We start from the raw sequence: 25,080 nt of genomic DNA on the forward strand, positions 1-25,080 counted from the left end.
AATTTAAATCATTATGTTGTTATAAATAAAGGGGAGGAAGAACAGATGAAAATTACGTCTTTTGATTTTTGGCAAAAGTTCGGGAAAGCGTTATTAGTTGTTGTAGCTGTAATGCCAGCAGCTGGTTTAATGATTTCTATCGGTAAGTTAATCGGGATGTCTGCTGGGGATATTAACGCAGTTCATACGATCGCTCGCGTAATGGAAGACATCGGTTGGGCAATTATTACAAATCTGCACATCTTATTCGCGGTAGCAATTGGGGGATCTTGGGCAAAGGATCGCGCAGGTGGTGCATTTGCAGCGCTATTAGCATTCGTCTTAACAAACAGAATTACAGGAGCTATATTTGGCGTAAACGCTGAAATGTTAGCGGATTCAAAAGCGAAAGTTTCTTCAGTATTAGCAGGAGATTTAATTGTAAAAGATTACTTTACTTCTGTACTTGGTGCACCAGCATTAAACATGGGGGTTTTCGTAGGGATTATCACAGGTTTCTTAGGAGCTACTTTATATAACAAATATTATAACTATAACAAACTGCCACAGGCATTAGCATTCTTTAACGGAAAACGATTCGTACCATTCGTTGTAATTGTTTGGTCTACAGTAACTGCAATTGTATTATCACTTTTATGGCCATTCATCCAAAGTGGATTAAATGAATTTGGTCGCTGGATTGCAGCTTCAAAAGATAGTGCACCAGTTGTTGCACCATTTGTATATGGAACGTTAGAGCGTTTACTATTACCATTCGGTTTACACCATATGTTAACGATTCCGATGAACTACACAGAGTTGGGCGGAACATATACGATGTTAACTGGCTCAAAAATTGGACAAGTTGTAGCAGGACAAGATCCTTTATGGCTTGCATGGATTACAGATTTAAATAACTTATTAGCAAATGGAGATACAAAAGCATATAACGATCTACTAAATAATGTTGTACCAGCTCGTTTCAAAGCTGGACAAGTTATCGGTTCATCAGCAGCGTTAATGGGTATTGCATTCGCAATGTTCCGTAATGTTGATAAAGAAAAACGCGCAAAATATAAACCGATGTTCTTATCAGCAGCGTTAGCAGTATTCTTAACAGGTGTAACAGAACCAATTGAATTCATGTTCATGTTTATTGCTCCAGTATTATATGTTGTATATGCAATTACAACAGGACTTGCATTCGCATTAGCAGACTTAATTAACTTACGTGTTCACGCATTCGGATTTATTGAGCTAATTACTCGTACACCGATGATGGTGAATGCAGGACTAACTAGAGATTTAATCAATTTCGTTATCGTTTCATTAGTATTCTTCGGTCTGAACTTTACACTATTCAATTTCTTAATTAAAAAGTTCAACTTACCAACACCAGGACGTGCAGGTAACTACATTGATAACGAAGATGAGTCATCAGAGGGAACAGGAAATGTACAAGATGGTTCATTAGCAACAAAAGTTATTGATTTATTAGGTGGAAAAGAAAATATTGCTGACGTAGATGCTTGTATGACTCGTTTACGTGTAACAGTAAAAGATTTAGATGTTGTTGCACCAGAAGCACAGTGGAAACAAAATGGTGCTTTAGGACTTATCGTAAAAGATAAAGGTGTACAAGCTGTATATGGTCCGAAAGCTGACGTATTAAAGTCAGACATTCAAGATATGTTAGGTGCGTAATAATATGAAATTGCTAACTTTAAACTGTCACTCTTGGCAAGAAGAAAATCAAATAGAAAAGATAAAATATCTTGCTAAAGTCATTCAAGAAGAAGAGTACGATGTCATCGCATTGCAAGAAGTAAGTCAGTCGATAGGGGCTAAAAATGTATGCGGTAACAAGAAAGAAGATAATTTTGGACTTTTACTATTAGAAGAGTTAAAAGCGTTATATGTAAAAGATTACAATATTACTTGGGATTTCTCTCATATTGGTTATGATGTGTATGAAGAAGGATTAGCGATTATAACGAAGCATAATGTTGTAAAAGAAGATACGTTCTTTATTTCAGAAAATAAAGATACAACGTATTGGAAAACACGCAAAATTGTAAGTGCAACAATTGCTTATAATGGTAAGAACATCACGTTTTACTCTTGCCACCTCGGTTGGTGGAATGATGAAGAAGAATCATTTAAAGATCAAGTGAATCGTTTGATGGAGCGTGTAGATAGCAATGAACTTTCCTTCTTAATGGGTGATTTTAATAATAACGCTCGTTTGCAAGGGGAGGGCTATGAATATATGATGCAAAAAGGTTTGTACGACACATATGAACTAGCAATAGAGAAGGATGAGGGAACAACTGTCCAAGGTGAGATTGCTGGTTGGGATGAAAATAAACATAATTTGCGAATCGATCTAATATTGTGTAACCGAAGTGAAAAAGTTCGTTCTTCAAAAGTTATTTTTAATGGTACAAACCGAAATGTAATTTCAGATCATTTCGGTGTAGAAGTACAAGTAGATATATAATAGAAGAAATCCTCACAGATGATAAAAAGCTGTGAGGATTTTTTTAGGAATACAAGTATTTCCAAGAGAAAATACTTGTATTTTTTATGACATTTCCTATATATTTGTTATTATTGAATGTAAAACCGATTTGGTCATTTTGTATTCATACTTTGACTGACTTCGTTATATAATGTAGTAAGTCAAAGTTAATGGGAAAAAATAGTTCGTTTTTGGTTAATCCACGATGTAGAAAGTGATATAATTGCAAAATGTATGTATCATTTTCTAAAGAAGGAAAAATATATAATTAGGTGATAACTTCTATGAAACAAATTTGGCGTATTTATAAGACAGATTTACGGAATGTAGCGAAACATTGGGCTGCAATTGTTATTGTTGTAGGGTTAATGATTTTACCATCGTTATATGCATGGTTTAACATTAAAGCTTCCTGGGATCCATACGGAAATACAAAAGAAGTTCCCATTGCAGTTTCTAACGAAGATGCAGGCTCTAATTTAAGAGGAAAAGATATCAATATCGGGAACGAGATTGTAGATTCTCTGAAGAAAAATAAAAATCTTGGCTGGAAATTTGTAGATGAAAAACAAGCAATTTACGGAGTTGAACGCGGGGATTACTATGCAAGCATTACAATCCCAAAAGATTTCTCTGAAAAGATTGCAACTGTTCTGGATGAAAATCCACAGAAACCAGAACTTGATTACTATGTAAATGAAAAGGTAAATGCGATTGCACCGAAAATTACAGCAAAAGGTGCATCAGGTATTACAGAAGAAATTAGTAAAAACTTTGTTAAAACAGCGAACGGTGAGATTTTTAAAATCTTCAATGACCTTGGAATCGATTTAGAAACAAACTTACCAAGTATCGAGAAAGTAAAAGATCTTGTATTTAAACTAGAAGCGCAGTTCCCAGAAATGAATACATTGATGGATAAGGCGTTAGATGATGCGACTCGAGCAGAGGATGTTGTGAAAGTAGCGCAGAAAGAATTGCCGGTTGTAGAAAGTGTTATGAATGATGGGCAAGAGGCGTTAGGGAATTTAGATAAATTCTTTGCGAGAAATGATGAAACATTGAATCGTGCTCCAGGAACTATTAAAAATAATTTAACCGTAATGAAACAGGGATTGGATGCTGCAGCGGAAATTACGGATTACTTAAAGAATCCGTCATTTGATTTTAATTTGACACTGCCAGATCCAGCTAAATTACCAGAGTTACCTAATATAACTATTCCACAAATACCACAAATACCTCGAATACCAGAGATTCCAGCGTTACCGGAAGTGAATGGGGAGGGGTATAAAAATATTGCTAAAAATATTAATCAAACTGTAAATAATGTTTTTAGTTCAATACGTGTTGGAACAACTTATGCACAGGGAGTTATAAACGGGTTACAAAATGGAAACTTTGATCCAGAAAAAGCGAAACAAGATCTTAATAAGGTTTCTGAGACTCTTCAGGGGCGTGCGGATAGCGTTTCATATTTAATTGATATCTTTACTAAATTTAAAGAATTTGCACCAACTGATTCTGGTAAAGACTTCTTCCAAAAACGAATAGATAAATTAACGAATCTTAAATCAGCTATTGAAAATGCAAATGGTGGCGTTAAAGATATTGCTAATATTATTGGTACAGGGCAAGAAGTGAAACAAGACGTAAGAGATGCCGCTAATAAAAAGTTAGATGCAATAAATAATTTGGTAAACCAAGCGGAAGCAGATTATAATGCTACGTTCGTAGCGGATTTTGAAAAAGCAGTTAGTACAGCCGAGCAATTGAAGGATAAGGCTGAAGGTGTAAAAGAAGGTGCTCAGCAGCTAAGAGGTAATTTAAATCAAGATATAAAAAAAGCAAATGAGTTAGTAAACCAGACAAATGAGTTAGTAAACCAAACAAATGAAGCGTTAGACAATGGTAGAGAAAAGTACGATAAAGCTGTAAGTGATTACAGCAGATTAAAAACGGAGCTTGAAAAAGCAAGAGAAGACTTAAGCAATAAAGGTGTTAACGGACTAGATTCTACAAAAGTAGCTTTAAATGATTTAAATGGCCAGTTCAAAGCAGGGTGGAATTTAGTTAATGATATGATTCCAGTTCTGGAAAGTACAAATAAAGTGTTAGCTGATGTGAATAGTGATAAAAATCTTAATGGTACAATTGCTAAGCTAAATAAAGCAAAAGATGGTTTGCAAAAAGGAATGGATTTAACTGATAAAGGAATTGACGCTATTAATAAAGGTCAAAAACCAGCGGCAGATGTTATTGAGAGTATTAATGAAGTATCTAAAAATGTTTCGGGTCAAATTGGTGACATTTTAGCTAAATATGATTCAGAAATCACTCCAAATTTCAATGCGGCTATTGCTCGTACGAAAGAGATGTCTAAAAACACATCTCAAATTTTAAAAGAAGCAGACAAAAAGCTTCCGGATGTTAAAAAAATACTAGAAGATTCATCAAAAGGCTTAGTAGATGGTAAAAAGAAATTAGCAGACATTAAAGCTGAAATGCCAGCTACTGAGAAAAAGATTAAAGAATTGGCAGATAAAATTCGTGATTTTGAATCTGAAGAGGATTTAAAAGATATCATACGCTTATTGAAAAACGATGTTGAGAAGCAAAGTGATTACTTCGCGAATCCAGTCAATTTAAAAGAGAATAAGTTATTTGCGATGCCAAACTACGGTTCAGCGATGTCACCATTCTATACAGTGCTTGCATTATGGGTAGGCGCATTATTAATGGTTTCATTATTAACAGTAGAAGTACACGAAGAAGGCGCGAATTATAAGAGCCATGAAATTTACTTCGGACGTTTATTAACATTCTTAACGATAGGTCTTTCACAAGCGTTTATCGTATCAATGGGAGATATATTCTTACTCGGTACGTACGTAGTCGATAAGTTCTGGTTTGTATTATTTAGTTTATTTATTGGTGGAGTCTTCGTTTGTATCGTATACTCACTCGTTTCTATTTTCGGAAACGTTGGGAAATCGATGGCGATTATTTTACTTGTACTGCAAGTAGCAGGATCGGGCGGAACATTCCCAATTCAAATGACACCAGCGTTCTTCCAAGCAATTTATCCGTTCTTACCGTTCACATACGCAATTAGTGCAATTCGTGAAACAGTAGGCGGAATGCTTTGGGATATCGTAACGCGAGATTTACTTGTGTTAAGTGCTTTCGTAGTAGTTATGATTGTTGCTGCGTTATTATTGAAAACACCAATTAACAAATCGAGCGAAAAATTCGTTGAGAACGCAAAAGGAAGTAAAATCATTCACTAAAATAAAAGGTTCCTACCGATAGAGGTAGGAACCTTTTTGTTTAATCAAATTTTAATTTCTTTAATGCTTCTGCAAATGGGTTATTTAATGGTTCTTCTTCTTTTTTCTGCTGTTTCATATATTTTTGAACGTCGCGCTTATCAGCTTTGTTTCCAGATTCTTTTTTACGTCTTTCTTGGAATGTGGATAATTTCTCGCGATAGCCACATTTACATGCAAAGATTTGTCCTGCACCTTCACCGCGTAATTCTAACTTCTTCTTACACTGAGGGCAACGAGCGTTTGTTGTACGAGATACATTTTTACGATGACCACATTCACGGTCTTGGCAAACGAGCATCTTTCCTTTTTTGCCGTTTACCTCTAGCATTGGTTTACCGCAATCTGGACAAGACTTTGTTGAAATGTTGTCATGTTTATATTTTTTATCACTGGATTTAATTTCAGAAACAATTTCTTTCGTATAGTTTTTCATTTCGGAAATGAATACTTCTTTTTTCAGTTTACCCTTTGCAATTGCCTCTAGCTTTTGTTCCCACTCACCAGTTAGTGTAGGTGATTTTAACTCTTCTGGTACTAAATCAAGTAACTGACGGCCTTTTGAAGTAATATGAATATCTTTACCGCGTTTTTCAATTAAGAATGAATTGAATAGCTTGTCGATAATATCAGCACGCGTTGCTACAGTACCTAATCCACCAGTTGATTTTAGCGTATCAGCAAGTTGTTTATTTTGCGTATCCATATATTTTGTAGGATTTTCCATTGCTGAAAGTAAAGTCGCTTCGTTAAAACGTGCAGGTGCTTTCGTTTGACCTGATGTTTGCATAATTAATTTTACAGTTAATGTATCGCCTTTTTCGATGCGAGGTAAAAGTTGTTCTTTTACGTCATCAGTTACATCATCATCTTCAAAGCGATTTTCATATACTTCTTTCCAACCGGCATGTAAAATTGTCTTTCCGCGTGCAATGAATGTTTCATTGCCGACCTTTGTGCGTAACGTTAGTTGTTCGTATTCGAATGCTGGGAATAAAATAGCTAAGAAACGTTTTACAACTAAATCATAAATTTTACGTTCTTTATCTGTGAAGGCGGAGAAGTTAACGTATCCTTCTGTCGGAATAATTGCGTGGTGATCGCTTACTTTACTGTCATCAACAAATGATTTATTAGCCTTGATAGGCTTTTGTAGTACTTTATGTGCTAAAGGACGATATTCCCCAACGCCGCACGCCTTTAGACGTTCTGGAAGTGTTCCGACGATATCAGATGAAATGTAACGCGAATCTGTACGAGGGTATGTTAGCACTTTATGTTGTTCATACAATTTCTGCATAATGTTTAATGTTTCTTTCGCAGAGTAACCGAACTTTTTATTTGCATCACGTTGTAATTCAGTTAAATCGTAAAGACCAGGAGAGAATGACTTCTTCTGTTTTTTATCAATTTCCATAACAGTAGCATTATGTTTATCTAAACCTTTTACAATACCATCAATTTTTTCTTTATTAAAACTGCGGCTATTGCCATTTGCATCTTGCCAAGTTAGTTTTAATTGATTTGTCGTTTGAGCTTCGATGCCGTAGTAAGTTTGAGCTTTGAAGTTCTTTATTTCATCTTCACGATTAGCGATCATAGCGACAGTAGGTGTTTGCACACGGCCACAGTTAAGCTGGGCATTAAAGCGAGTCGTTAAAGCTCGAGTCGCGTTAAGACCGATATACCAGTCAGCTTCTGAACGTGCGACAGCTGAAGCGTATAAATTGTCATATGCTCTACCTGGTTTTAAATTTGCGAAACCATCTTTAATTGCTTTATCAGTAACAGATGAAATCCATAGACGTTTAATTGGTTTGTTAATTCGAACCTTATCAATAATCCAACGAGCGACTAATTCTCCTTCACGCCCAGCGTCTGTTGCTACAATAATTTCATTTACATCTTTTCTAAGTAGCTGACTTTTTACAGCATTAAATTGTTTCCCAGTTTGTTTAATAACCGTTAATTTCAAACGCTCAGGTAGCATAGGTAAATCTTCTAAATTCCACTTTTTATATTTCACATCATAGCTTTCTGGATCTGCTAATGTAACAAGGTGACCTAAAGCCCAAGTTACAATATATTTACTACCTTCAAGATAGCCATTTCCTTTTTTATCGCACTTCAGTACGCGAGCAATATCACGTGCAACGGAAGGCTTTTCAGCGATTACAACGCTTTTTGACATATTTAAAACATCCTTTCAAATTTCCATACGTTAACTATAGCATACATCTTCTTGAGATTCAGTTTCGCTCCAGATTTGAACGTTTTTTAATGGGATAACATCTGTTTGAAAGTGAATGATCGTGACAGAACATAATATGCACCATGATGAGACTGTGAGAAATAGAAAAGTAAAGAACTTGTTATTTTAGTAGAATAAGAGTAGACTTTGAAGTAGATGAATACTAAACACATGGGAGTTTGTGGATACAAACTGAGAGTATGACTAGTCCGTCATTGACCATTTGAACCTGTTGGATAATGCCAGCGTAGGGAGAGTGTAAAAGCACATGTTCAGGCACTTTGCGTACGCGCAAAGTGCCTTTTTGTGTATCTCCCATAACTATAGTTAGGAGATGAGAAGGATGAATATGAAAGAAATTAGTAAAGTAGTGGATTTGGTGAGAGAATCTAATCCGCTCGTTCATAATATTACAAATGTTGTTGTAACAAATTTTACAGCTAACGGTTTGTTAGCGTTAGGGGCATCGCCTGTAATGGCGTATGCAAAAGAAGAAGTGGCAGAAATGGCTAGCATTGCTGGAGCGCTAGTATTAAATATGGGGACACTTCGTCCTGAAGAAGTAGAAGCGATGTTACTTGCTGGTAAATCTGCAAATGTGAACAATGTACCAGTACTGTTTGATCCAGTTGGCGCAGGAGCAACGTCGTATCGAACAGAAGTTGCGAGACATATTCCGGCTGAAATTGAATTAGCGATTATTCGCGGAAATGCAGCTGAAATAGCGAACGTAATTAATGAGAGATGGGAAATTAAAGGGGTAGACGCTGGTGCTGGAAATGGTAATGTCGTAAGTATTGCAAAGCAGGCAGCAGATGAACTAAATACAGTTGCAGTAATTACTGGAGAAGAAGATGTTGTTACAGATGGAGAGCGAACGATTGTTATTCAAAATGGTCACTCTATTTTAACAAAAGTTACGGGAACTGGTTGTTTGCTAACTTCTGTAATAGGAGCATTTGTAGCGGTAGAAAAGGATTATGTAAAGGCAGCGATAGCGGCATTAACGTTTTATGGTGTAGCCGCGGAACTAGCAGCTGCTAAGACAGTAGAAAAAGGACCTGGTAGTTTCCAAATTGAATTTTTAAATCAGTTAGCGAATACCACTTCGGGTGATATAGAGAAGTATGGGAAGATTGAGGTTATATAGTAAGGAGGGAAAATAAATGTCGCGTATTTCAAAGGCAGAAATGTCTAGGTTGTTATCCGTATATTTTATTATGGGAAGTAACAATTGTACGAAGGATCCACTACAAATATTGAAAGATGCACTTGAAGGCGGTATAACAATTTTTCAATTTCGTGAAAAGGGAGAAGGGGCTTTAACAGGAGAAGAACGTATTTGTTTCGCAAAAGAATTACAAGCAATTTGTAAGGAGTATGGTGTACCATTCATCGTAAATGATGATGTGGAACTAGCACTTGAGTTAGATGCGGATGGTGTGCATGTAGGGCAAGAGGATGAAGGAATTACTTCTGTTCGTGAAAAAATGGGGGATAAAATTATCGGTGTATCTACACATACAATTGAAGAAGCGCGCTGGGCAATTGAAAACGGAGCGGATTATTTAGGTGTTGGCCCTATTTTCCCAACGAGTACGAAAAGAGATACGAAAGCGGTGCAAGGAACGAAAGGTTTAGCTCATTTTAGAGAACAAGGAATTACAATACCTATTGTCGGAATTGGAGGCATTTCAATTGAAAATACCGCTTCGGTTATAGAAGCAGGTGCGGACGGTGTTTCAGTTATTTCAGCGATTAGTTTAGCTGAATCTGCGTATGAAAGTACGAAGAAGCTAGTAGAGGAAGTGAGTAACAGTTTGTAGAAGAAGGCTATGTAGTATTAAAACGCTACATAGCTTTTTATGTTTTGATATCGATAGTTAGAAAAAGGGGGAGGATTGTTTGAAAAGGAAACAGTTTATAGAGTTGCAAAATGAGTTGTTTCGTTTATTCGAAAAAAGGGAATTCGAAGCGATTTATAGATGCATAGATAAAGCAAAAGGGGAGTTTCCTGAAAGAATAGAAAAAACTAGTTTTTGGGAAGTGTGTGCACTTTCGGCAGAAGGTAAGTATGAAGAAGCAATTGTTAGTTTAAACGAAGCTTTAGAAAAGGGGATTTGGTGGAATCCACATACACTTATGGGGGATAAAGATTTAAAGGGATTACGAGAGAATGCAGCTTTTAAAATGATAGTGAAAAAGTGTGAAGAAATCTTTAAGAAACAGCAGCTAACAGCCGAACCGAAATTATTTACTTATGGAAATAAAGAGGCGAAGATAGGGTTATTTTCTTTGCATTGGAGAGGATCAAATATAAATGATTTTGCACCATATTGGTGTGAAGAAGAAATACTAAATGAGTATATATTAGGTTTTCCCCAATCCTCACAAATACATGGAATGAAGTCGTATAGCTGGGATAATCATGAAATAGCTATAAAAGACGTTATGGAAACTTTTAATGATTTTGTAAATAAATATAACTTGGAGGACATCATCATCGCGGGAGCTTCTCAAGGGGGAAATATAGCGATAGAGTTGGCGTTAAAGAATATGTCAGCGACTCAAAAATTTATTGCAGTTATACCTGCTATTCGAGATGTTAAGGAAATTGAAAGTATAGTTGTATCAAATGATATAACGAATGTAGAAGGATATATTGTTACGGGAGACAAAGATCCATTTTATGAAAACACACTTCAATTAATGTCTATGTTTGAGGAATATAATGTGGACTGTAAATTAATTGTGAGAGAAGGTTTGGGGCATCTTTTCCCAGCGGATTTCACACAAATATTAAAGAACATAATGGAAGAATGGACAGTTAAAAATATTTAAACAAACGTTTGATTAAAAAAGCACAAACCCTTTAAAACTTTGGGTTTGTGCTTTTTCTTTAAAACATAATTGAAATTAAGAGCATTCCAATTCCGATAGAAGTGAATGTTGCGATTAGGCCTGGAATCATAAAGCTATGATTTAAAACATATTTACCAATGCCAGTTGTACCAGTACGATCAAAGTTAATGGCAGCAACGATTGTTCCGTAGTTTGGAATGAAGAAATATCCATTTACTGCAGGGAACATCGCGATCAGTAGTGCTGGTGGAATACCGAGTGATAATCCAAGAGGCATTAAAGCACGTACTGTTGCGGCTTGGCTATATAGTAAAATAGATAGAATGAATAATGCGATGGCAAATAGCCATGGCGCACTTGTTACTAGATGCTGAATTGATCCTTGAATCATATTTAAGTTTCCGTTAAAGAAAGTATCTCCCATCCAAGCGATACCGAAAATAGCAACAACTGCTGTTGCCCCCGCTTTAAAGACGTTACCAGACACGATGCTTTCTACATTTGGTTTACAGAAAATAATAATAAGAGCTGCAATCGTTAACATAACCATTTCAATTGTGTTTGGCATGGAAAGACGGGCTAACTTCCCATCAACTATCCATCCTGGACGAAGTGCTTCAAATGAACCGAGAAGTACGACAAGAAAAGTTCCTACTAGGAAAAGGATAACTGATAATTTAGCGCCTTTTACACCAACAAATTCTTTTTTCTCTTCAATCTTAGGAATCATTCCTTCTTTTAATCGTTTTAAGTATTCAGGGTCTTCATTTAATTCTTTCCCCATTTTGCTAGCAACAAATGCAGCTACCATACAAGCGATGAAAGTAGAAGGGATACTTACTTTTAAAATATCTAATAAGGTGATTTTATAGTCAGCTAACATTGCTAAAAGTGCAACTGTTGCAGCTGATATAGGACTAGCTGTAATTGCTTGTTGGGAAGCAATTACGGCGATTGACATTGGTCGTTCTGGTCTAATCCCAGATTCGCGAGAGACTTCTGCGATAACAGGAAGTACAGAATAAGCAACGTGACCAGTTCCTGCACAAAGTGTAAATAAATAAGTAACAATTGGAGCAAAGAATGTAATGCGCTTTGGATTTTTTCGTAATGCTTTCTCAGCCAGATGAACAAGGTAGTCCATTCCACCAGCAGCTTGGAGTGCACCAGCAGCTGTAATTACTGCTAAAATCATAAGCATTACATCAATAGGAGGAGCTGTAGGTTGTAAGTGGAAGACGAAAACAAGTATTGCCATACCAACGCCACCCATTACCCCTAGACCAACTCCGCCTAGGCGTGCGCCAATAAAAATGCAGAGTAGTAACGTAAGAAATTGTAGCCAAAACATGATAAACTACCTCCGAAATTCATTAGTTAAGATATATTCGAATAATTTAATTTAAATGAAAATTAAAATAAATACTCAAAACAATCCTTGTGTTATATACATTTTTTATTATATAACACAAGAAATGTAACATTCACGTACTTTGTTAAATTATTTCGAAAAAATAATACATTAAAACTTTGCATTTGCATCTCTAAATAGGTAGACATTTTAATTTTTATGTTGTAATCTTTGATAGAGAACAATGTAATTCTCATAGAACTCCCATATCGTTCAACTCGTTCAGCGAGAAAGGCAAACTGGTGGAAACATTAGGACGCAAAACTACAGGAGCTAAGGCCGAAAGGCTACGCTAGCCAGTTACCGGACGGATAGGGTTGGTCTTGACCAATGCTTTTTCATTGGTCTTTTTTTTATTTGCGAACAAATGAGAAACCTTATCAGCTGTTGATAAGGTTTCTATTTTAATAGTTTTCCTTTATATTAATTTAATTAAGAAAGGTGATGTTGATGAAAAAATATTGGCACAAGCTATCATTTCTTCAAAAGAATGTATTGTTAACTGTGCTAGTTATTTTGACGCTTGTTGGTACTATGGGAGCGTTAAGTTTTAACATGTTTCAAAATAGCATGATGTCTATATTTGAAAGGCATTCTTTTGAAACAGGAGATACGGTATTACATAAATTAGACGAACAAATAGTGAGAGATGTTACAAAGGATCCAGTGGCACAAAGAGAAAAGAGAGAGAAGTTAACAGAGAAATTAGATGAAGCAAAGGAAGAATTGAATAGCGTTGGACAAATCTATATTGTTGGAGCAAAAGAAAACGAAAAAGGTGAGTTACTAATCGTCGATTTGTCTACAGAGTTAGCAAATGTTGTTGAAGTAAGGCCGGGAGAATATTATAAACAACCAGATCTTTGGATGAAAGCATACGATAAGGTAATGAGCACGAAAAAAGCAAACATGACAGTAGTATATGAAGATCTATTAGGATCATGGGTAACGATATTAGAGCCAATTAAAGATGGAGACGGAAATATTGTGGCAATTGTTGCAGCCGATGTAGATGCTTCTATTGTTCCTATTACAAAGGAAAAGTTCATTATACAAGGTTTAATGTTTATTTGTATTTCTGTTTTAATTGCAACTGTTATTCAATTCTTAATCGTACGTAACGCACTTGCTCCATTGCGGGATTTACGTGAAGGATTACGCAGAGTTGGTGAAGGTGATTTAAGTATTAAATTAGAGGAAAGACCAGATGATATTGGTATTATTAATGCGTATTTTAATAATACCATCGAGAAGTTTAAAGGAATTATAGATAAAGTGAAGCAGACAGCAGAACAGGTTTCCTCATCTTCACAAGAATTGTCAGTGAGTACGAAAGAAAATAGCATGGCAGTCAAAGGAATCGTAAGTTCTATAGTTGAGTTAAGGGCTGGCGTTCAATTGCAAGAAAAGTCAGTACCAAAGTATTTAGATATTGTATATGAAATGGAAGATAGGATGGAAGAGATAACTAATATTGCAAAACAAATGACGAAAGAGTCTGAAGGTACGAAGCATCATTCAGAAAAAGGAAATGGTATTATTGAACAGACGATGAATCAAATGAACATAATACAAAATGCAGTACAAGATTTATCTTCTATCATTTATTCTTTGGAAGTAAGATCAAAAGAAATTAGTGATATTGTAACTGTAATTACAAGTATTTCAAATCAAGCGAATTCGCTAGCTTTACATGCTACTATTGAAGCTTCACGTGCTGAGGAAACTGGAGAGGGATTTGCCGTTGTTGCTGATGAAGTGCGTAAATTAGCAGAGCAGACGGAAGCATCAGCAAAAGATATAGCAAAATTAATAGGGGAAACACAAGCCAGAACGGAAGAAGCTGTTGTTTCAATGCAAAAAACCTCAAAAGAAGTAGAGTCTGGAATGAAACTTGTTGAAAGTAGTGGTGCTTTCTTTGAAAAAATTTCGAAATCAGCACAAACTGTTACCAATCAAGTTGGAGTTGTTTCTAGCAATTCAAATAATATATTGCAAAATAGCCAAAATATTGTTCGTGTTGTAAATGAACTATCACTTATTGCAAATAAGTATGCGAATAGTAGTAGTAATGTTGAAGAAAGTATGAAAGAACAGGAAATGTCTGTACAGGATATTGCTGAATTAGCCAGTTCTTTAAGCTGGCTCTCACAGGAGCTACAAGAGTTAATTGGGGAATTCAAAAGTTAAATGAAATGATTATACATGCTTTTGTTTGTTCAATAAAATAAATCATGCTACAATGAAAACGAATTAAGGACCGGGGAGCCAATTGGCTGAGAGGATGTGAGCAAACATCGACCCTCAACCTGATCTGGATAATGCCAGCGTAGGGAGTTACTTAAAGTGATGTAGCATATGTTATTCTATAATAACTTGCATACAAGGCTTTCCTACGCAGTAGGAAAGCCTTTTCTTGTTTTAAAATTTAATTTCATAAGGGGGATTTTACTATGTCACAACAAGTTACAATTTCGTTTTCAGTAGTACCACAAGCAAAGAACAAAGACGTGTATTCTGTTGTTGATAAAGCGATTGAGGTTGTACAACAATCGGGAGTTCGTTATGAAGTAGGGGCAATGGAAACAACGCTGGAAGGAGAATTAGATGTACTTCTTGATATCATTAAACGTGCACAACAAGCTTGTGTGGATGCTGGAGCAGAAGAAGTGATTACTTCTATTAAAATCCATTATCGTCCAAGCACTGGTGTAACGATAGATGAAAAAGTTTGGAAGTACCGTGATGAATATGCAAAACCAGAAGCAATCTAAAATAATTACAGCAATTTGGCTTATCCTTCTCATTGCGATATGGGAAGGATCTGTTTCATTATTTAAAATTGAACCGTGGATTTTACCGAAGCCTTCTGCCATTGTTCAAGAATTAATTGGAATGAAAGATTTACTATTACCGAATACGATGCAGACGCTGCAAGAGGTTATAATTGGACTTTTCTTTGCGATTTTAATTGGGACAAGCATTGCAATTCTTATGGACGTTATCCCTTTATTTCGTATTTTAATAAATCCGTTGCTTGTTATTTCGCAAACGATTCCAATCGTTGTACTTGCACCGTTATTTATTATTTGGTTTGGATATGGAATGCTACCGAAAGTAATGGTAGTCATACTCGTTTGTTTCTTCCCGATTGCGCTTAGCATTTTAGAAGGTTTTCAAACGGTAGATAAAAATATGTTGAAGTTGTTGCAAACGATGAAGGCAACGAAATGGCAAGTTTACCAGAAAGTAAAGTTTCCAGCAGTGCTTCCATACTTTTTCTCCGGTTTAAAAATTGCAGTTACATATAGCGTAATGGGAGCGATTATTGGAGAATGGCTCGGTGCCAGTGAAGGATTAGGAGTTATGCTTACAAGGGCTACGAAATCCTTTTTAACAGCCCGAGTATTTGGTGTTGCAGCAATTATTGTTATGGTGACATTATGTCTGTATTTTATCGTGGAGTTTATGGCAAGAATAACAGCACCATGGATATATAGAAAGGACGGCAGAAAATGAAAAAAGGTTTAAAAGTTATGTTGGCTACCTTATTAGCGGTAGGTGTGGCTGGATGTAATCCGGCGAAGAAAGAAGAAAGTGCAAGTAAAGATCAAAAAGTAAAAGTAGTGCTAGATTGGTTTCCAAATACGAATCATACTGGCTTATATGTAGCGAAAGCGAAAGATTATTATAAAAAGCAAGGCTTAGATGTAGAAATTATTCAGCCTGGTGATAATGTGACGGCAGAGCAAATGATAGCTTCAGGAAAAGCTGACTTCGCAATAAGCGCGCAAGAAAATGTAACGTTGGCTCGTGTGGAAGGTATTCCTGTTGTATCAGTAGGAGCGATTATTCAGCATAATACTTCAGCTTTTGCATCGCTTAAGAAAGATAACATGACTTCGCCGAAAGATTTTGAAGGTAAACGTTATGGTGGCTGGGGAGGACCAGCGGAAGAAGCTACATTAAAGACAATTATGGAGAAAAATCAAGCCGATTTTAATAAAGTGGAAAAAATCATCTTAGGACAAACAGATTTCTTTAAATCAATTGGTCGTGATGCAGACTTTGAATGGATATATTACGGATGGGACGGTATTGAAGCGAAGCGCCAAGGAAAAGAGTTAAATACGATTATGGTGAAAGACTTAGACCCAGCGCTTGATTTCTATAGTCCTGTTATTATTACGAGTGAAAAACATACGAAGCAAGATAAAGACTTTGTGAAAAAGTTTATGAGTGCAACGACAGAGGGGTATAATTTTGCAATTAAAGAACCGAAAGAAGCTGCTGATATTTTAATTAAAGCCGTTCCAGATGTAAATAAAGAGTTAGTACAAGAAAGTCAAAAATGGTTAAGTACGAAGTATCAAGATGATGCAAAAGCGTGGGGAGTACAGAAGGAAGAAGTTTGGACGAATTACATGAATTTCTTATATGATAACAAAGTTATTAAGAAGAAAATTGATGTGAAAGATGCCTTTACAAATGAGTTCCTTCCAAGTGAAAAATGAGCGGATTACAAATAAAAGATATTGTGAAATCTTTCGATGGAAAGAATGTATTAGCAAATATTAGTGCTTCTATACGAGAGGGAGAGTTCGTTTCTTTTGTAGGACCGAGTGGTTGCGGGAAAAGTACACTATTAAATATGATCGCAAATGTTGAAAATCCAACAAGTGGAAGTGTAACGTATAACGATAAGCAAATGCAAGAGCAAGATGTTGTAAGTTATATGCCGCAGCAGGATTTATTACTACCGTGGCGGTCAGCTTTGCAAAATATCGTCCTTCCGTTAGAAATTGAAGGAAAGCCAAAAAAACAAAGGCTAACAGAAGGAATGGAAGCATTAAAGCAGTTTGAACTAGATGAATATGCAGACCATTATCCAGATGAATTGTCTGGTGGTATGCGTCAAAGAATTAGTTTTCTGCGCACATATTTATGTGAAAAGCCAATTATGTTACTTGATGAGCCTTTTGGTAAATTAGATGCTTTTACAAAAATGGAAGTACATAGCTGGCTTTTAAACTCTTGGCACCAAGAGAAGCAAACAATCGTTATGGTTACACACGACTTAGATGAGGCAATCTTGCTTTCGGATCGCGTATTTATTTTATCTCAAAGACCAGCATCAATAGTTGGTGAGGTACAAGTGAAATTACCTAGGCCGAGAACGATGGATATGTTAACATCACTTGAGTTAAAGAAGGATAAGGAAGAAATTTTGAGAGTATTAGCACCTTATATGAAAAAATAGAAAAAGTCTTTTAACAGTTTTTAGTATAATTACTGTTAAGAGGCTTTTTTATATAGGGGGAGAAAGGTGAAATCTATAGAGCAAATAGTGGATGAATTAACAGCAGATAATCTCGAAGAAGGAAAATCTTTATTAAAAAATCATATTTTATTAATGAAGTATGGTATGGAACATCATGAATTAAACGAAGAAGAAATGACAGAAATTTTAAAGTGGGTTCAAGGCCGGGATCAATTGAGAAAAGATGTTCCAGAATTACGTGATTTACATTTAATTAAAAAGTTTCAAGCGGTATTAGATGAATTTATTCATTCAATAATTTTAAATGGTTATGTAGAAGACGCGGTAGAAATTCTAGAGAGTGTATTAAAAAGTATGGGGGCAGTCGCTCATATTGTAAAAATTATGTTTATTGGCAAAAGGAAAGTTAATAGAAATTCTTTAGAAATGGTAGAAGAGTTGAAACGAGAGTGCTACAACTTAATGGAACAGCGTGCTGCTGTCGGGTTACATGCTCAAATCTTTCACGTTTTAGGTTTCATTCATTCGGTTCAGTTTGATTTAGAAGAAAGGTCACAGGAACATGGGCGAAGTGTAATAGGATTTTTAACAGATTTTAAAACGAATGAATTGAAGTCTGTGCAACAATTTCAAACTGAAGATCATATCCCAGAAGTGAAAAATATAGTGAGTAAAGAGTATGGGATAGAATTACAAAGAAGAATTTATATGTGGAAATCGTTAACAATTATCTTTACAAGTCCATATGCATTAGAAAAGATGTATAAAGAAATTTATGCAGAGAACGATAAAACGTAGAAGGAACAAAAAGAACAATAGAGAATAGAATATAAAAGAGTAGTTTATACTCTTAATATAACGAATGTTAAAGGAGTGAAAGGATAAAATGACTTTATCAACTGTTCTTCAAATGGTTTTAGCTTGATAAGGGAGAAGTCTGCCCATTTTTATCGGTTAAGCTAAATTGAAGACAGCAGGTAAAGAACCTTAATCCTTTTTTACGATAATATGTAATGGGTAAGGTGTATTCACCTTACCCATTTTTTATATGCACAATTAAAAAAGGCTTTATACTGTTGCTCTCTCTATTTAGCTTATGGACTATAAGTAGAGGAGAGAAAAAAATGAGTATATTAACGGTAGAAAATGTAAGTCATTCGTATGGTGAGAAGACCATTTTATATAATGCATGTTTTCGATTATTGAAGGGCGAACATGTTGGGTTAGTAGGGCAAAATGGAATTGGAAAATCAACATTGTTAAAGATTTTAACAGGAGAACTTATACATGATGAGGGGAATATTGAATGGTTTCCTCATGTGAAGGTAGGTTTTTTACAGCAGCATATAGATTTACAAGAAGGAATTACAATTGAGGGATACTTGCAAAGTGCATTTGCTGATTTGTATGTGATTGAATGCGAAATGTTAAAAATTGCTGAAGAAATGAATGGAGCAGGAGAAGTAGAAAAACTGTTAGTAAAGTATGGAGAATTACAAACTATATTGGAAAGCTCTAATTTCTATCACATTCATACAGAAGTTGAAGAAGTAGCAATCGGTTTAGGTTTATTTGAAATAGGTTTGAAAAAGGATGTATCGAAGTTAAGTGGGGGACAGCGAACAAAGTTATTACTTGGGAAGCTTCTTTTAGAAAAAGCTGATGTTTTATTACTAGATGAGCCAACAAATTATTTAGACACAGCCCATATAGAATGGTTGCAATCGTATTTGAGACTATATGAAAAAGCTTATGTAATCATTTCGCATGACGAATTATTTTTGAACAGTATTACAAATGTTATTTTTCATCTAGAAGGAGGGAAAGTGAAGCGATACGTAGGAAACTATGAAAAGTTTGTACAAAGTTATCAAGTGCAAAAGAAACAATTGCAATCGGCGTATGTGAAACAACAGAAAGAAATCTCTCAGTTAGAAACATTTATTCAAAAAAATAAAATTCGTAAAGCGAAACAGGCTAAAAGTCGAGAGAAAGTATTGGAGAAAATGCAAAGGATTGAAAAGATTCATCCTGTACCTCGATCCCGTTTTGATTTCAATGTTTATGAGGAGCCGGTGAGTCGTATATTGCAAGCTGAGAAACTAAGGATAGGTTATAGTGATCCGTTATGCCCAGAGTTGAATTTACAAGTGAAAAAAGGAGAAAAGATAGCGATTATTGGTCATAATGGAATTGGAAAAACGACGATGTTAAAAACATTATTAGGTCAAATTAAGCCGCTAAGTGGTTCCATTTCTGTTGGAGAACGAGTAAATCCTGCGTATTTTGCCCAGGAAGAGTTTGCTTCAGAAACAACACCCTTAGAGAAAGTTTGGGCAGAGCGACCAGATATGACAAAGAAAGAAGTGCGCCAAGCATTAGCGAAGTGTGGATTGAAAGAAGAACATGTATTAAAACCTATTCGTTTATTAAGCGGAGGGGAACAAACGAAAGTACGTTTATGTGAACTTATCGTAAAGAAAAGTAATGTTTTAATTTTAGATGAACCAACTAATCATTTGGATATAGAAACAAAGAAAGCGTTGCAGGAAGCGCTACAACGATATAAAGGAACCGTTTTACTTGTATCACATGAGCCTTCTTTTTATGAAGCATGGATAACAAAAGTGTGGAATATAGAAGAATGGAACGCTGAACAATATGAATAAAGAAAAGGCATTAGCTTGTATAAGCTAATGCCTTTTCTTTGTGATTAACATGATTTTCGAGAACTCTTACATGAGAATTGTATGAAGAAGCACTCTTATGGTGCGCTTATAAGCGTGCTTTTTCTTTTGTTATGTTTATATTTATAATAATACTAGATGCCTTTCCCTAATAGGCGACTATCTTTCTTTATGTATATATAGATAGTTTGAAATGGAATAAAAATAATTCCTATATGTAAAGGATAATGTGATTAGTATAGGAAGACAATAGAGCTTAAAGGAAATTCATGTAAAATTCAGATGAACTTCACACGAACTTCATATTGGAAACTAAATATGATTATAATAGGTTATTGTAATGTTTCTTTGTGATTTTTCATAAAATTAAAAGTTTGAATTTAGGAGAGAGGAATCGAACCTAAATTCAAACTTTAGTGAAATAATTAGTGGAAGTTACGTTTAGTTTTCGCTAATGGATGCATTTACAAGTTCAGCAGGAGTGCCTGTTCCTGCTCCTCCGATTGTAATCGATCCACCAGGAGGAATTTGACCATTCCATCCTGCATTCGTAATTACGTAATGATTATTTATTTTACTACTAATTTTAGAATCCCAAACTTGTGTTAAATTGCCGTTATAATCAAATTCTAATTTCCAGTTTTTAATAGGGGTCGTTCCACTATTTTTAATTACAATCGAGAAGTTGTAACCACTTCCCCAATTTGAAGTGACTGAAAAGGTAGCATTGTTATTTCCACCAGGAGGTGTTGTGCTAGCATCGTCTGTTTTTACAATAATAGAAGTAGGCTGTGATTTATTCCCAGCGGCATCTTTTGCTATTATTGAAAATTTGTATTCTGTATTAGATTTTAAGTTTTTAATTGTAATGTTATTTGTTGTTGTACTCCATTTCTCTTCCCCAGCAGTAATTTCATATTCCGTAACTCCTACGTTATCAGTAGATGCATTCCAGTTTAATTGAACTGAGTTTGAATTTTTATTTGTAACAACAATATTTTTTACGTTTGTTGGTGGCTCAGTATCTTTTTGAGTAATAGGTCCACCTAGTAATTCTTTTACTAACGTATCAAGTAATTTTGGTCCACTACAACTATATTTTGGACTTGTACGGCAATCTCCGCTAAGCTCCCAAAACATTGCGCCACTTAAACCTTTTGTTTTTATATAGTCTGTTTTATATTTCATAGATTCATTATCATCGTAGCTAATAAATGTACCTGTAGTCGCATTATATAAATAAGGTACTTTCGCTATATCGTTCCATCCGCGAACAAAACCATTTTTATTAACATAATTAGCCGCTAAATCACCATAATCGTATACACCTGTATCACCGGTAGAATAATCATCCCAAGTACCTTTAGAAGCGAGCTTTCCATCACTACCTGGTTTACAAGGTTGGTATTGTCCGTTATTTTCTTTTCCACAACTTTTCCATCCGCGTCCGTAAAATGGTACACCTAATACGAGTTTATCTGCTGGAACCCCTTCATTTGTATAAATGTCTATCGCACCATCTACGTAAAATTTCGTATCCGCTGCTGGGTCATTTGGATCTTTGTATAGAGCTGCATTATGGTTAGAAGTAGCTTCCCATCCACCGTGGAAATCATATGTCATAATATTAATCCAATCCAGTATTTGAGAGATTTTCTTTAGCTCTGTATGATCGGCATAACGTTGGCTTGCACCTGATGCGATTGTTAGTAAATATTGTTTGCCATCTTCTGCACCAGCTTTCGTTAATGCATTTCGAACTTCTTGAAGGAGTAGGGTGAAGTTTTGCTTATCTTCAGGACGATAACTACCACCAGGAATCGTTTCTACGCCCGGATATTCCCAATCTAAATCAACGCCGTCAAATCCATATTCGCGTAGGAAATCGACTGTAGATTCAGCGAATACTTTTCTTGTTTTTTCATCAGCGGCCATGTCAGAAAAGCGGTTAGACCAAGTCCAGCCACCAACAGAAATAATTGTTTTTAAGTGAGGATACTTAGCTTTTAATCGTTTCAGTTCGCCGAAATTTCCGCAGCGTGCGTATTTATCACAATCTTCCCAAGTTGTACCTGAGCCAGGATAAGATTTTGTGACATCGGCCCATGGTTCACCGAGTACGAGAGTACCATTAGGGACTTCTTTATTTTGCAGTGGTACACCAGATTCTTTACAGTTCCACGTTTGTTTATTTGGATTATCGGGGTGAGTAGAAGGGTTTCCATGTTTTCCATTCCAGCAAATATCAGCGAAAGCGTAGTTTAAATGAGTTAGCTTTGATGCATCAATGTCTGCAACTTGATAATTACGTCCGTAAATGCCCCACGAAGGAAAATACCCAACAACTTTTTGACCTTGCTTTGGTGACTCTGCTAATGCGAAATTTGGAGTAATAAAGTTTGTGAGAAAAAGAGGTAAGAAGAGTAGTAGGGATAGTAATAGCAGTGTGAATTTTTTTGATTTCATAGTCATTTCTCCTTTCAAAGTAAAAGATATATTTAAAGGCATGCGCCAATAAATCAAAATGAATCTAGACAAAAATGATCAGACATCACGAAGTCTATACAAGGAGCTGAAGCTGATTAAATCGTAGCAAATGTAAGATTTGGTGTAAACGCTTTATTGAATTCGAAAAGACTTTCTCAATATGAAACGGCTCTAATACAGATTACACATGAAAATAAAATATCGATTAGGGAGGAAAGGGCTTCTTGGAGTTAAATTTGAGAAAAAATTGTATGAGGTCAATTTGTAATAGCGTAGCAAGATAATGAAATTTCATGTAAAATAATAGTAAAAATATGTAAGGGAGGGAGTATTGTGGATGTGTTTTTAAATATTGCCGAAGAAAAAATTCGACAAGCAATACGGAATGGAGACCTTGATCATATTCCGGGAAAAGGGAAACCACTACAATTAGAAGACCTTTCAATGGTACCTCCAGAACTTAGAATGAGTTATAAAATTTTAAAAAACGCGGGCATGATTCCACCAGAAATGGAACTACAAAAAGATATATTAAAAATAGAAGACTTAATTGCGTGCTGTTATGATGAAGTAGAGAGAATAAAGTTACAAGAAGAGTTAACAGCAAAAACGCTTCGTTTTCAGCAGGTAATGGAAAAGAGAAAGATTAAAGATAGTTCAGCTTTTCGTATGTATCAAGATAAAGTATTTCGTAAATTACGCTAAGAGGGATAAGATGAATACATTTAAAACGATAGAAGAATTAGCGACATATATTGAAGAACAACAATTAGTACTTCTGTTTATTAAAACAGAAAATTGTGGTGTTTGTGATGTTATGTTAAGGAAAGTAAATTACGTATTAGAGAATTATAATTACGTAGAGAAAATAGAGATATTGCTACAAGACATGCAAGAGATTGCGGGGCGATATGCTGTATTTACAGGTCCAACAGTTTTATTATTTTATAATGGAAAAGAAATTCTTCGTGAATCACGCTTCATTTCGCTTGAAAATCTAGAGAGAACCATTCAATTATTCGAGGAATAAGGGAGGCTTTTATATGGAATTTATTATTTTCATACTATTATTTGTTGTAGTTGGAACAATCTTAACAGCAGTTCGATCAAACAAAAAGAAGGTAAATCTTACAAAACAAAATAACATTCATAACTCATCTAACAACTCATCACCATTATTTTTCTTTGCGGGATCTGATAATGATAGCTCGCATGGAGGTTCACATGATTGTGGAGGATCTTTCGGTGGAGATAGCGGAGGCAGCTGCGATGGTGGCGGAGGTGGCGGTGATTGATGAGAATACGCCCTATAAGGGGCGTATTTCTTTTTAAACAAACGTTTGATTAGTTGGTTTACATATGCATAAAAACAGTTAAACAAACGTTTGATTAAATATTTTTAATATACTAAGGGGAATGGAAATGGAAAGAGAACCGAAAGTGAAAAACAAGGGGAAAGTAATGTTATTTTTAGTAGCTGCGGGAGGCATATTTCTTGTTAAATTAGGATTTAAAATTGGAATCATACATATGATTCGAACATGGTTTGAAAGTACGTTTTTTTAAAATAAGGAATATAGCCTCTTGTAATAGAGGTTTTTAATTTGTTATCATTAGACTGAACGGTCGGTTTAAAGAGGTGTGAATATGAGAAGAAGTGCAGAAGAGATAAAGAAAGAAATTGCATATAAAGCAGAAAGTCTGTTTTCACAGAAGGGCTATGCAGCTACATCTATGGAAGAGATTTGTGAAATTACAGAGCGAAGTAAAGGAAGTATTTATTATCACTTTAAAAGTAAAGAAGAATTATTTTTATTTGTAGTAAAACAGCATACGTATGATTGGCTTGAAAAATGGAATGAAAAAGAGAAGTCGTATAGTACGAATACTGAAAAATTATATGGTCTCGCGGAATATCATGTAGAGGACATACAGCAACCAATTTCAAATGCAATAGAGGAATTCTCTATGAGCCAAGTTGTAAGTAAAGAGATTTTGGATGAACTATTAGCTTTAACTAGAGAATCATATGTTATGTTTGAGAAACTAATTGAAGCAGGCATACAGTCTGGAGAGTTTCGTGAAGATAATACGCGCGATCTTATGTATATTGTGAATGGATTATTATCAGGGCTTGGGGTACTTTACTACGAGTTAGATTATAAAGAGTTGAAACGTATTTATAAAAAGGCAATAGATGTATTGTTAAAAGGAATGGCAGCTGAATAATAAGTCAGTTGCTTTTCTATAAAATAAATTAGACCGAACGGTC

At 35.3% G+C, this 25,080-nt stretch carries 21 protein-coding genes and 3 riboswitches; of the genes, 18 read left to right on the forward strand and 3 right to left on the reverse strand.

Features of this window, described 5'->3' with window-relative positions:
• The first annotated feature begins 45 nt into the window (after positions 1 to 45).
• The 3 genes from MR083_RS09780 to MR083_RS09790 all read left to right on the forward strand — a co-directional run bounded on the left by MR083_RS09780 (position 46) and on the right by MR083_RS09790 (position 5,790).
• Positions 46 to 1,683: a PTS transporter subunit IIBC gene (locus tag MR083_RS09780; protein ID WP_000705540.1), complete on the forward strand. Its 1,638-nt coding sequence runs from the start codon at positions 46 to 48 to the stop codon at positions 1,681 to 1,683.
• A 4-nt stretch (positions 1,684 to 1,687) separates the two neighbouring features.
• Positions 1,688 to 2,479, forward strand: coding sequence for an endonuclease/exonuclease/phosphatase family protein (locus MR083_RS09785; RefSeq protein ID WP_000771972.1), 792 nt, complete (start codon positions 1,688 to 1,690; stop codon positions 2,477 to 2,479).
• Positions 2,480 to 2,784: 305 nt separating this feature from the next.
• Complete coding sequence (locus tag MR083_RS09790; protein WP_242269095.1) at positions 2,785 to 5,790, forward strand: YhgE/Pip family protein; 3,006 nt, start codon at positions 2,785 to 2,787, stop codon at positions 5,788 to 5,790.
• A gap of 40 nt (positions 5,791 to 5,830) precedes the next feature.
• Here MR083_RS09790 and topB read toward each other — a convergent pair whose 3' ends face one another.
• Complete coding sequence (gene topB / locus MR083_RS09795) at positions 5,831 to 8,020, reverse strand: DNA topoisomerase III (protein ID WP_242269097.1); 2,190 nt, start codon at positions 8,018 to 8,020, stop codon at positions 5,831 to 5,833.
• 221 nt (positions 8,021 to 8,241) lie between these two features.
• Positions 8,242 to 8,351, forward strand: a riboswitch (TPP riboswitch).
• Between the two features lie 63 nt (positions 8,352 to 8,414).
• Here topB and thiM point away from each other — a divergent pair.
• From thiM to MR083_RS09810, 3 genes are all read left to right on the forward strand, one after another.
• The gene (thiM, locus tag MR083_RS09800) at positions 8,415 to 9,230 is read left to right on the forward strand and encodes a hydroxyethylthiazole kinase (RefSeq protein WP_338083326.1); all 816 of its coding nucleotides are present in this window, start codon (positions 8,415 to 8,417) and stop codon (positions 9,228 to 9,230) included.
• A gap of 16 nt (positions 9,231 to 9,246) precedes the next feature.
• Complete coding sequence (gene thiE, locus MR083_RS09805) at positions 9,247 to 9,906, forward strand: thiamine phosphate synthase (protein ID WP_242269099.1); 660 nt, start codon at positions 9,247 to 9,249, stop codon at positions 9,904 to 9,906.
• A 79-nt stretch (positions 9,907 to 9,985) separates the two neighbouring features.
• Entirely contained in the window at positions 9,986 to 10,921 is a 936-nt protein-coding gene (locus tag MR083_RS09810; RefSeq protein ID WP_242269101.1) for an alpha/beta hydrolase, read from the forward strand.
• Between the two features lie 58 nt (positions 10,922 to 10,979).
• Here MR083_RS09810 and MR083_RS09815 read toward each other — a convergent pair whose 3' ends face one another.
• Positions 10,980 to 12,293, reverse strand: coding sequence for an anaerobic C4-dicarboxylate transporter family protein (locus tag MR083_RS09815; RefSeq protein ID WP_000498715.1), 1,314 nt, complete (start codon positions 12,291 to 12,293; stop codon positions 10,980 to 10,982).
• A 283-nt stretch (positions 12,294 to 12,576) separates the two neighbouring features.
• Positions 12,577 to 12,661, forward strand: a riboswitch (cyclic di-GMP riboswitch).
• Positions 12,662 to 12,803: 142 nt separating this feature from the next.
• Here MR083_RS09815 and MR083_RS09820 point away from each other — a divergent pair.
• The 7 genes from MR083_RS09820 to MR083_RS09850 all read left to right on the forward strand — a co-directional run bounded on the left by MR083_RS09820 (position 12,804) and on the right by MR083_RS09850 (position 20,303).
• The gene (locus tag MR083_RS09820) at positions 12,804 to 14,543 is read left to right on the forward strand and encodes a methyl-accepting chemotaxis protein (protein ID WP_242269104.1); all 1,740 of its coding nucleotides are present in this window, start codon (positions 12,804 to 12,806) and stop codon (positions 14,541 to 14,543) included.
• Positions 14,544 to 14,604: 61 nt separating this feature from the next.
• A riboswitch (TPP riboswitch) is annotated at positions 14,605 to 14,706 on the forward strand.
• A 100-nt stretch (positions 14,707 to 14,806) separates the two neighbouring features.
• Positions 14,807 to 15,127 carry an MTH1187 family thiamine-binding protein gene (locus tag MR083_RS09825; RefSeq protein ID WP_000082897.1) on the forward strand — a complete coding sequence of 107 codons (321 nt, stop codon included), beginning with the start codon at positions 14,807 to 14,809 and terminating at the stop codon, positions 15,125 to 15,127.
• A complete protein-coding gene (locus tag MR083_RS09830; RefSeq protein WP_001057149.1) occupies positions 15,099 to 15,872 on the forward strand; it encodes an ABC transporter permease in 774 nt (257 codons plus the stop codon). Before MR083_RS09825 ends, MR083_RS09830 begins: the two co-directional genes overlap by 29 nt.
• Positions 15,869 to 16,867 (forward strand): ABC transporter substrate-binding protein, encoded by a 999-nt coding sequence (locus tag MR083_RS09835; RefSeq protein ID WP_000715579.1) that lies wholly within the window; start codon positions 15,869 to 15,871, stop codon positions 16,865 to 16,867. Before MR083_RS09830 ends, MR083_RS09835 begins: the two co-directional genes overlap by 4 nt.
• Positions 16,864 to 17,613: an ABC transporter ATP-binding protein gene (locus tag MR083_RS09840; protein ID WP_049114345.1), complete on the forward strand. Its 750-nt coding sequence runs from the start codon at positions 16,864 to 16,866 to the stop codon at positions 17,611 to 17,613. The genes MR083_RS09835 and MR083_RS09840 overlap by 4 nt, the downstream gene beginning before the upstream one ends.
• A gap of 66 nt (positions 17,614 to 17,679) precedes the next feature.
• Positions 17,680 to 18,432 (forward strand): hypothetical protein, encoded by a 753-nt coding sequence (locus tag MR083_RS09845; RefSeq protein WP_000835394.1) that lies wholly within the window; start codon positions 17,680 to 17,682, stop codon positions 18,430 to 18,432.
• A gap of 326 nt (positions 18,433 to 18,758) precedes the next feature.
• Positions 18,759 to 20,303 (forward strand): ABC-F family ATP-binding cassette domain-containing protein, encoded by a 1,545-nt coding sequence (locus MR083_RS09850; protein ID WP_073530576.1) that lies wholly within the window; start codon positions 18,759 to 18,761, stop codon positions 20,301 to 20,303.
• A gap of 459 nt (positions 20,304 to 20,762) precedes the next feature.
• Here MR083_RS09850 and MR083_RS09855 read toward each other — a convergent pair whose 3' ends face one another.
• On the reverse strand, positions 20,763 to 22,787 hold the full coding sequence (locus MR083_RS09855) for a glycosyl hydrolase family 18 protein (RefSeq protein WP_016716352.1): 2,025 nt from the start codon (positions 22,785 to 22,787) through the stop codon (positions 20,763 to 20,765).
• A gap of 354 nt (positions 22,788 to 23,141) precedes the next feature.
• Here MR083_RS09855 and MR083_RS09860 point away from each other — a divergent pair, with 354 nt between their 5' ends.
• The 5 genes from MR083_RS09860 to MR083_RS09880 all read left to right on the forward strand — a co-directional run bounded on the left by MR083_RS09860 (position 23,142) and on the right by MR083_RS09880 (position 25,037).
• Positions 23,142 to 23,513: a DnaJ family domain-containing protein gene (locus MR083_RS09860; RefSeq protein ID WP_000382358.1), complete on the forward strand. Its 372-nt coding sequence runs from the start codon at positions 23,142 to 23,144 to the stop codon at positions 23,511 to 23,513.
• A 10-nt stretch (positions 23,514 to 23,523) separates the two neighbouring features.
• A complete protein-coding gene (locus tag MR083_RS09865; protein ID WP_001091337.1) occupies positions 23,524 to 23,838 on the forward strand; it encodes a thioredoxin family protein in 315 nt (104 codons plus the stop codon).
• A 13-nt stretch (positions 23,839 to 23,851) separates the two neighbouring features.
• Positions 23,852 to 24,103 (forward strand): hypothetical protein, encoded by a 252-nt coding sequence (locus tag MR083_RS09870; RefSeq protein WP_000394354.1) that lies wholly within the window; start codon positions 23,852 to 23,854, stop codon positions 24,101 to 24,103.
• Positions 24,104 to 24,230: 127 nt separating this feature from the next.
• Positions 24,231 to 24,374, forward strand: coding sequence for a hypothetical protein (locus tag MR083_RS09875; protein WP_000439128.1), 144 nt, complete (start codon positions 24,231 to 24,233; stop codon positions 24,372 to 24,374).
• 81 nt (positions 24,375 to 24,455) lie between these two features.
• Complete coding sequence (locus tag MR083_RS09880; protein WP_001254445.1) at positions 24,456 to 25,037, forward strand: TetR/AcrR family transcriptional regulator; 582 nt, start codon at positions 24,456 to 24,458, stop codon at positions 25,035 to 25,037.
• Positions 25,038 to 25,080: the final 43 nt, after the last annotated feature.

The organism is Bacillus cereus group sp. BfR-BA-01408, from assembly GCF_022663305.1.
In the GTDB taxonomy this organism is placed as follows: domain Bacteria; phylum Bacillota; class Bacilli; order Bacillales; family Bacillaceae_G; genus Bacillus_A; species Bacillus_A pacificus.

Bases quoted from the DNA above. Each gene is read 5' to 3' on its own strand.
- MR083_RS09870 (WP_000394354.1), top strand. From the start codon at position 23,852: ATGGAATTTATTATTTTCATACTATTATTTGTTGTAGTTGGAACAATC.
- MR083_RS09820 (WP_242269104.1), top strand. From the start codon at position 12,804: ATGAAAAAATATTGGCACAAGCTATCATTTCTTCAAAAGAATGTATTG.
- MR083_RS09780 (WP_000705540.1), top strand. From the start codon at position 46: ATGAAAATTACGTCTTTTGATTTTTGGCAAAAGTTCGGGAAAGCGTTA.
- MR083_RS09850 (WP_073530576.1), top strand. From the start codon at position 18,759: ATGAGTATATTAACGGTAGAAAATGTAAGTCATTCGTATGGTGAGAAG.
- MR083_RS09840 (WP_049114345.1), top strand. From the start codon at position 16,864: ATGAGCGGATTACAAATAAAAGATATTGTGAAATCTTTCGATGGAAAG.
- MR083_RS09785 (WP_000771972.1), top strand. From the start codon at position 1,688: ATGAAATTGCTAACTTTAAACTGTCACTCTTGGCAAGAAGAAAATCAA.
- MR083_RS09790 (WP_242269095.1), top strand. From the start codon at position 2,785: ATGAAACAAATTTGGCGTATTTATAAGACAGATTTACGGAATGTAGCG.
- MR083_RS09865 (WP_001091337.1), top strand. From the start codon at position 23,524: ATGAATACATTTAAAACGATAGAAGAATTAGCGACATATATTGAAGAA.
- MR083_RS09815 (WP_000498715.1), bottom strand. From the start codon at position 12,293: ATGTTTTGGCTACAATTTCTTACGTTACTACTCTGCATTTTTATTGGC.
- MR083_RS09875 (WP_000439128.1), top strand. From the start codon at position 24,231: ATGGAAAGAGAACCGAAAGTGAAAAACAAGGGGAAAGTAATGTTATTT.
- MR083_RS09825 (WP_000082897.1), top strand. From the start codon at position 14,807: ATGTCACAACAAGTTACAATTTCGTTTTCAGTAGTACCACAAGCAAAG.
- MR083_RS09835 (WP_000715579.1), top strand. From the start codon at position 15,869: ATGAAAAAAGGTTTAAAAGTTATGTTGGCTACCTTATTAGCGGTAGGT.
- thiE (WP_242269099.1), top strand. From the start codon at position 9,247: ATGTCGCGTATTTCAAAGGCAGAAATGTCTAGGTTGTTATCCGTATAT.
- MR083_RS09855 (WP_016716352.1), bottom strand. From the start codon at position 22,787: ATGAAATCAAAAAAATTCACACTGCTATTACTATCCCTACTACTCTTC.
- MR083_RS09830 (WP_001057149.1), top strand. From the start codon at position 15,099: ATGAATATGCAAAACCAGAAGCAATCTAAAATAATTACAGCAATTTGG.
- MR083_RS09880 (WP_001254445.1), top strand. From the start codon at position 24,456: ATGAGAAGAAGTGCAGAAGAGATAAAGAAAGAAATTGCATATAAAGCA.
- thiM (WP_338083326.1), top strand. From the start codon at position 8,415: ATGAGAAGGATGAATATGAAAGAAATTAGTAAAGTAGTGGATTTGGTG.
- topB (WP_242269097.1), bottom strand. From the start codon at position 8,020: ATGTCAAAAAGCGTTGTAATCGCTGAAAAGCCTTCCGTTGCACGTGAT.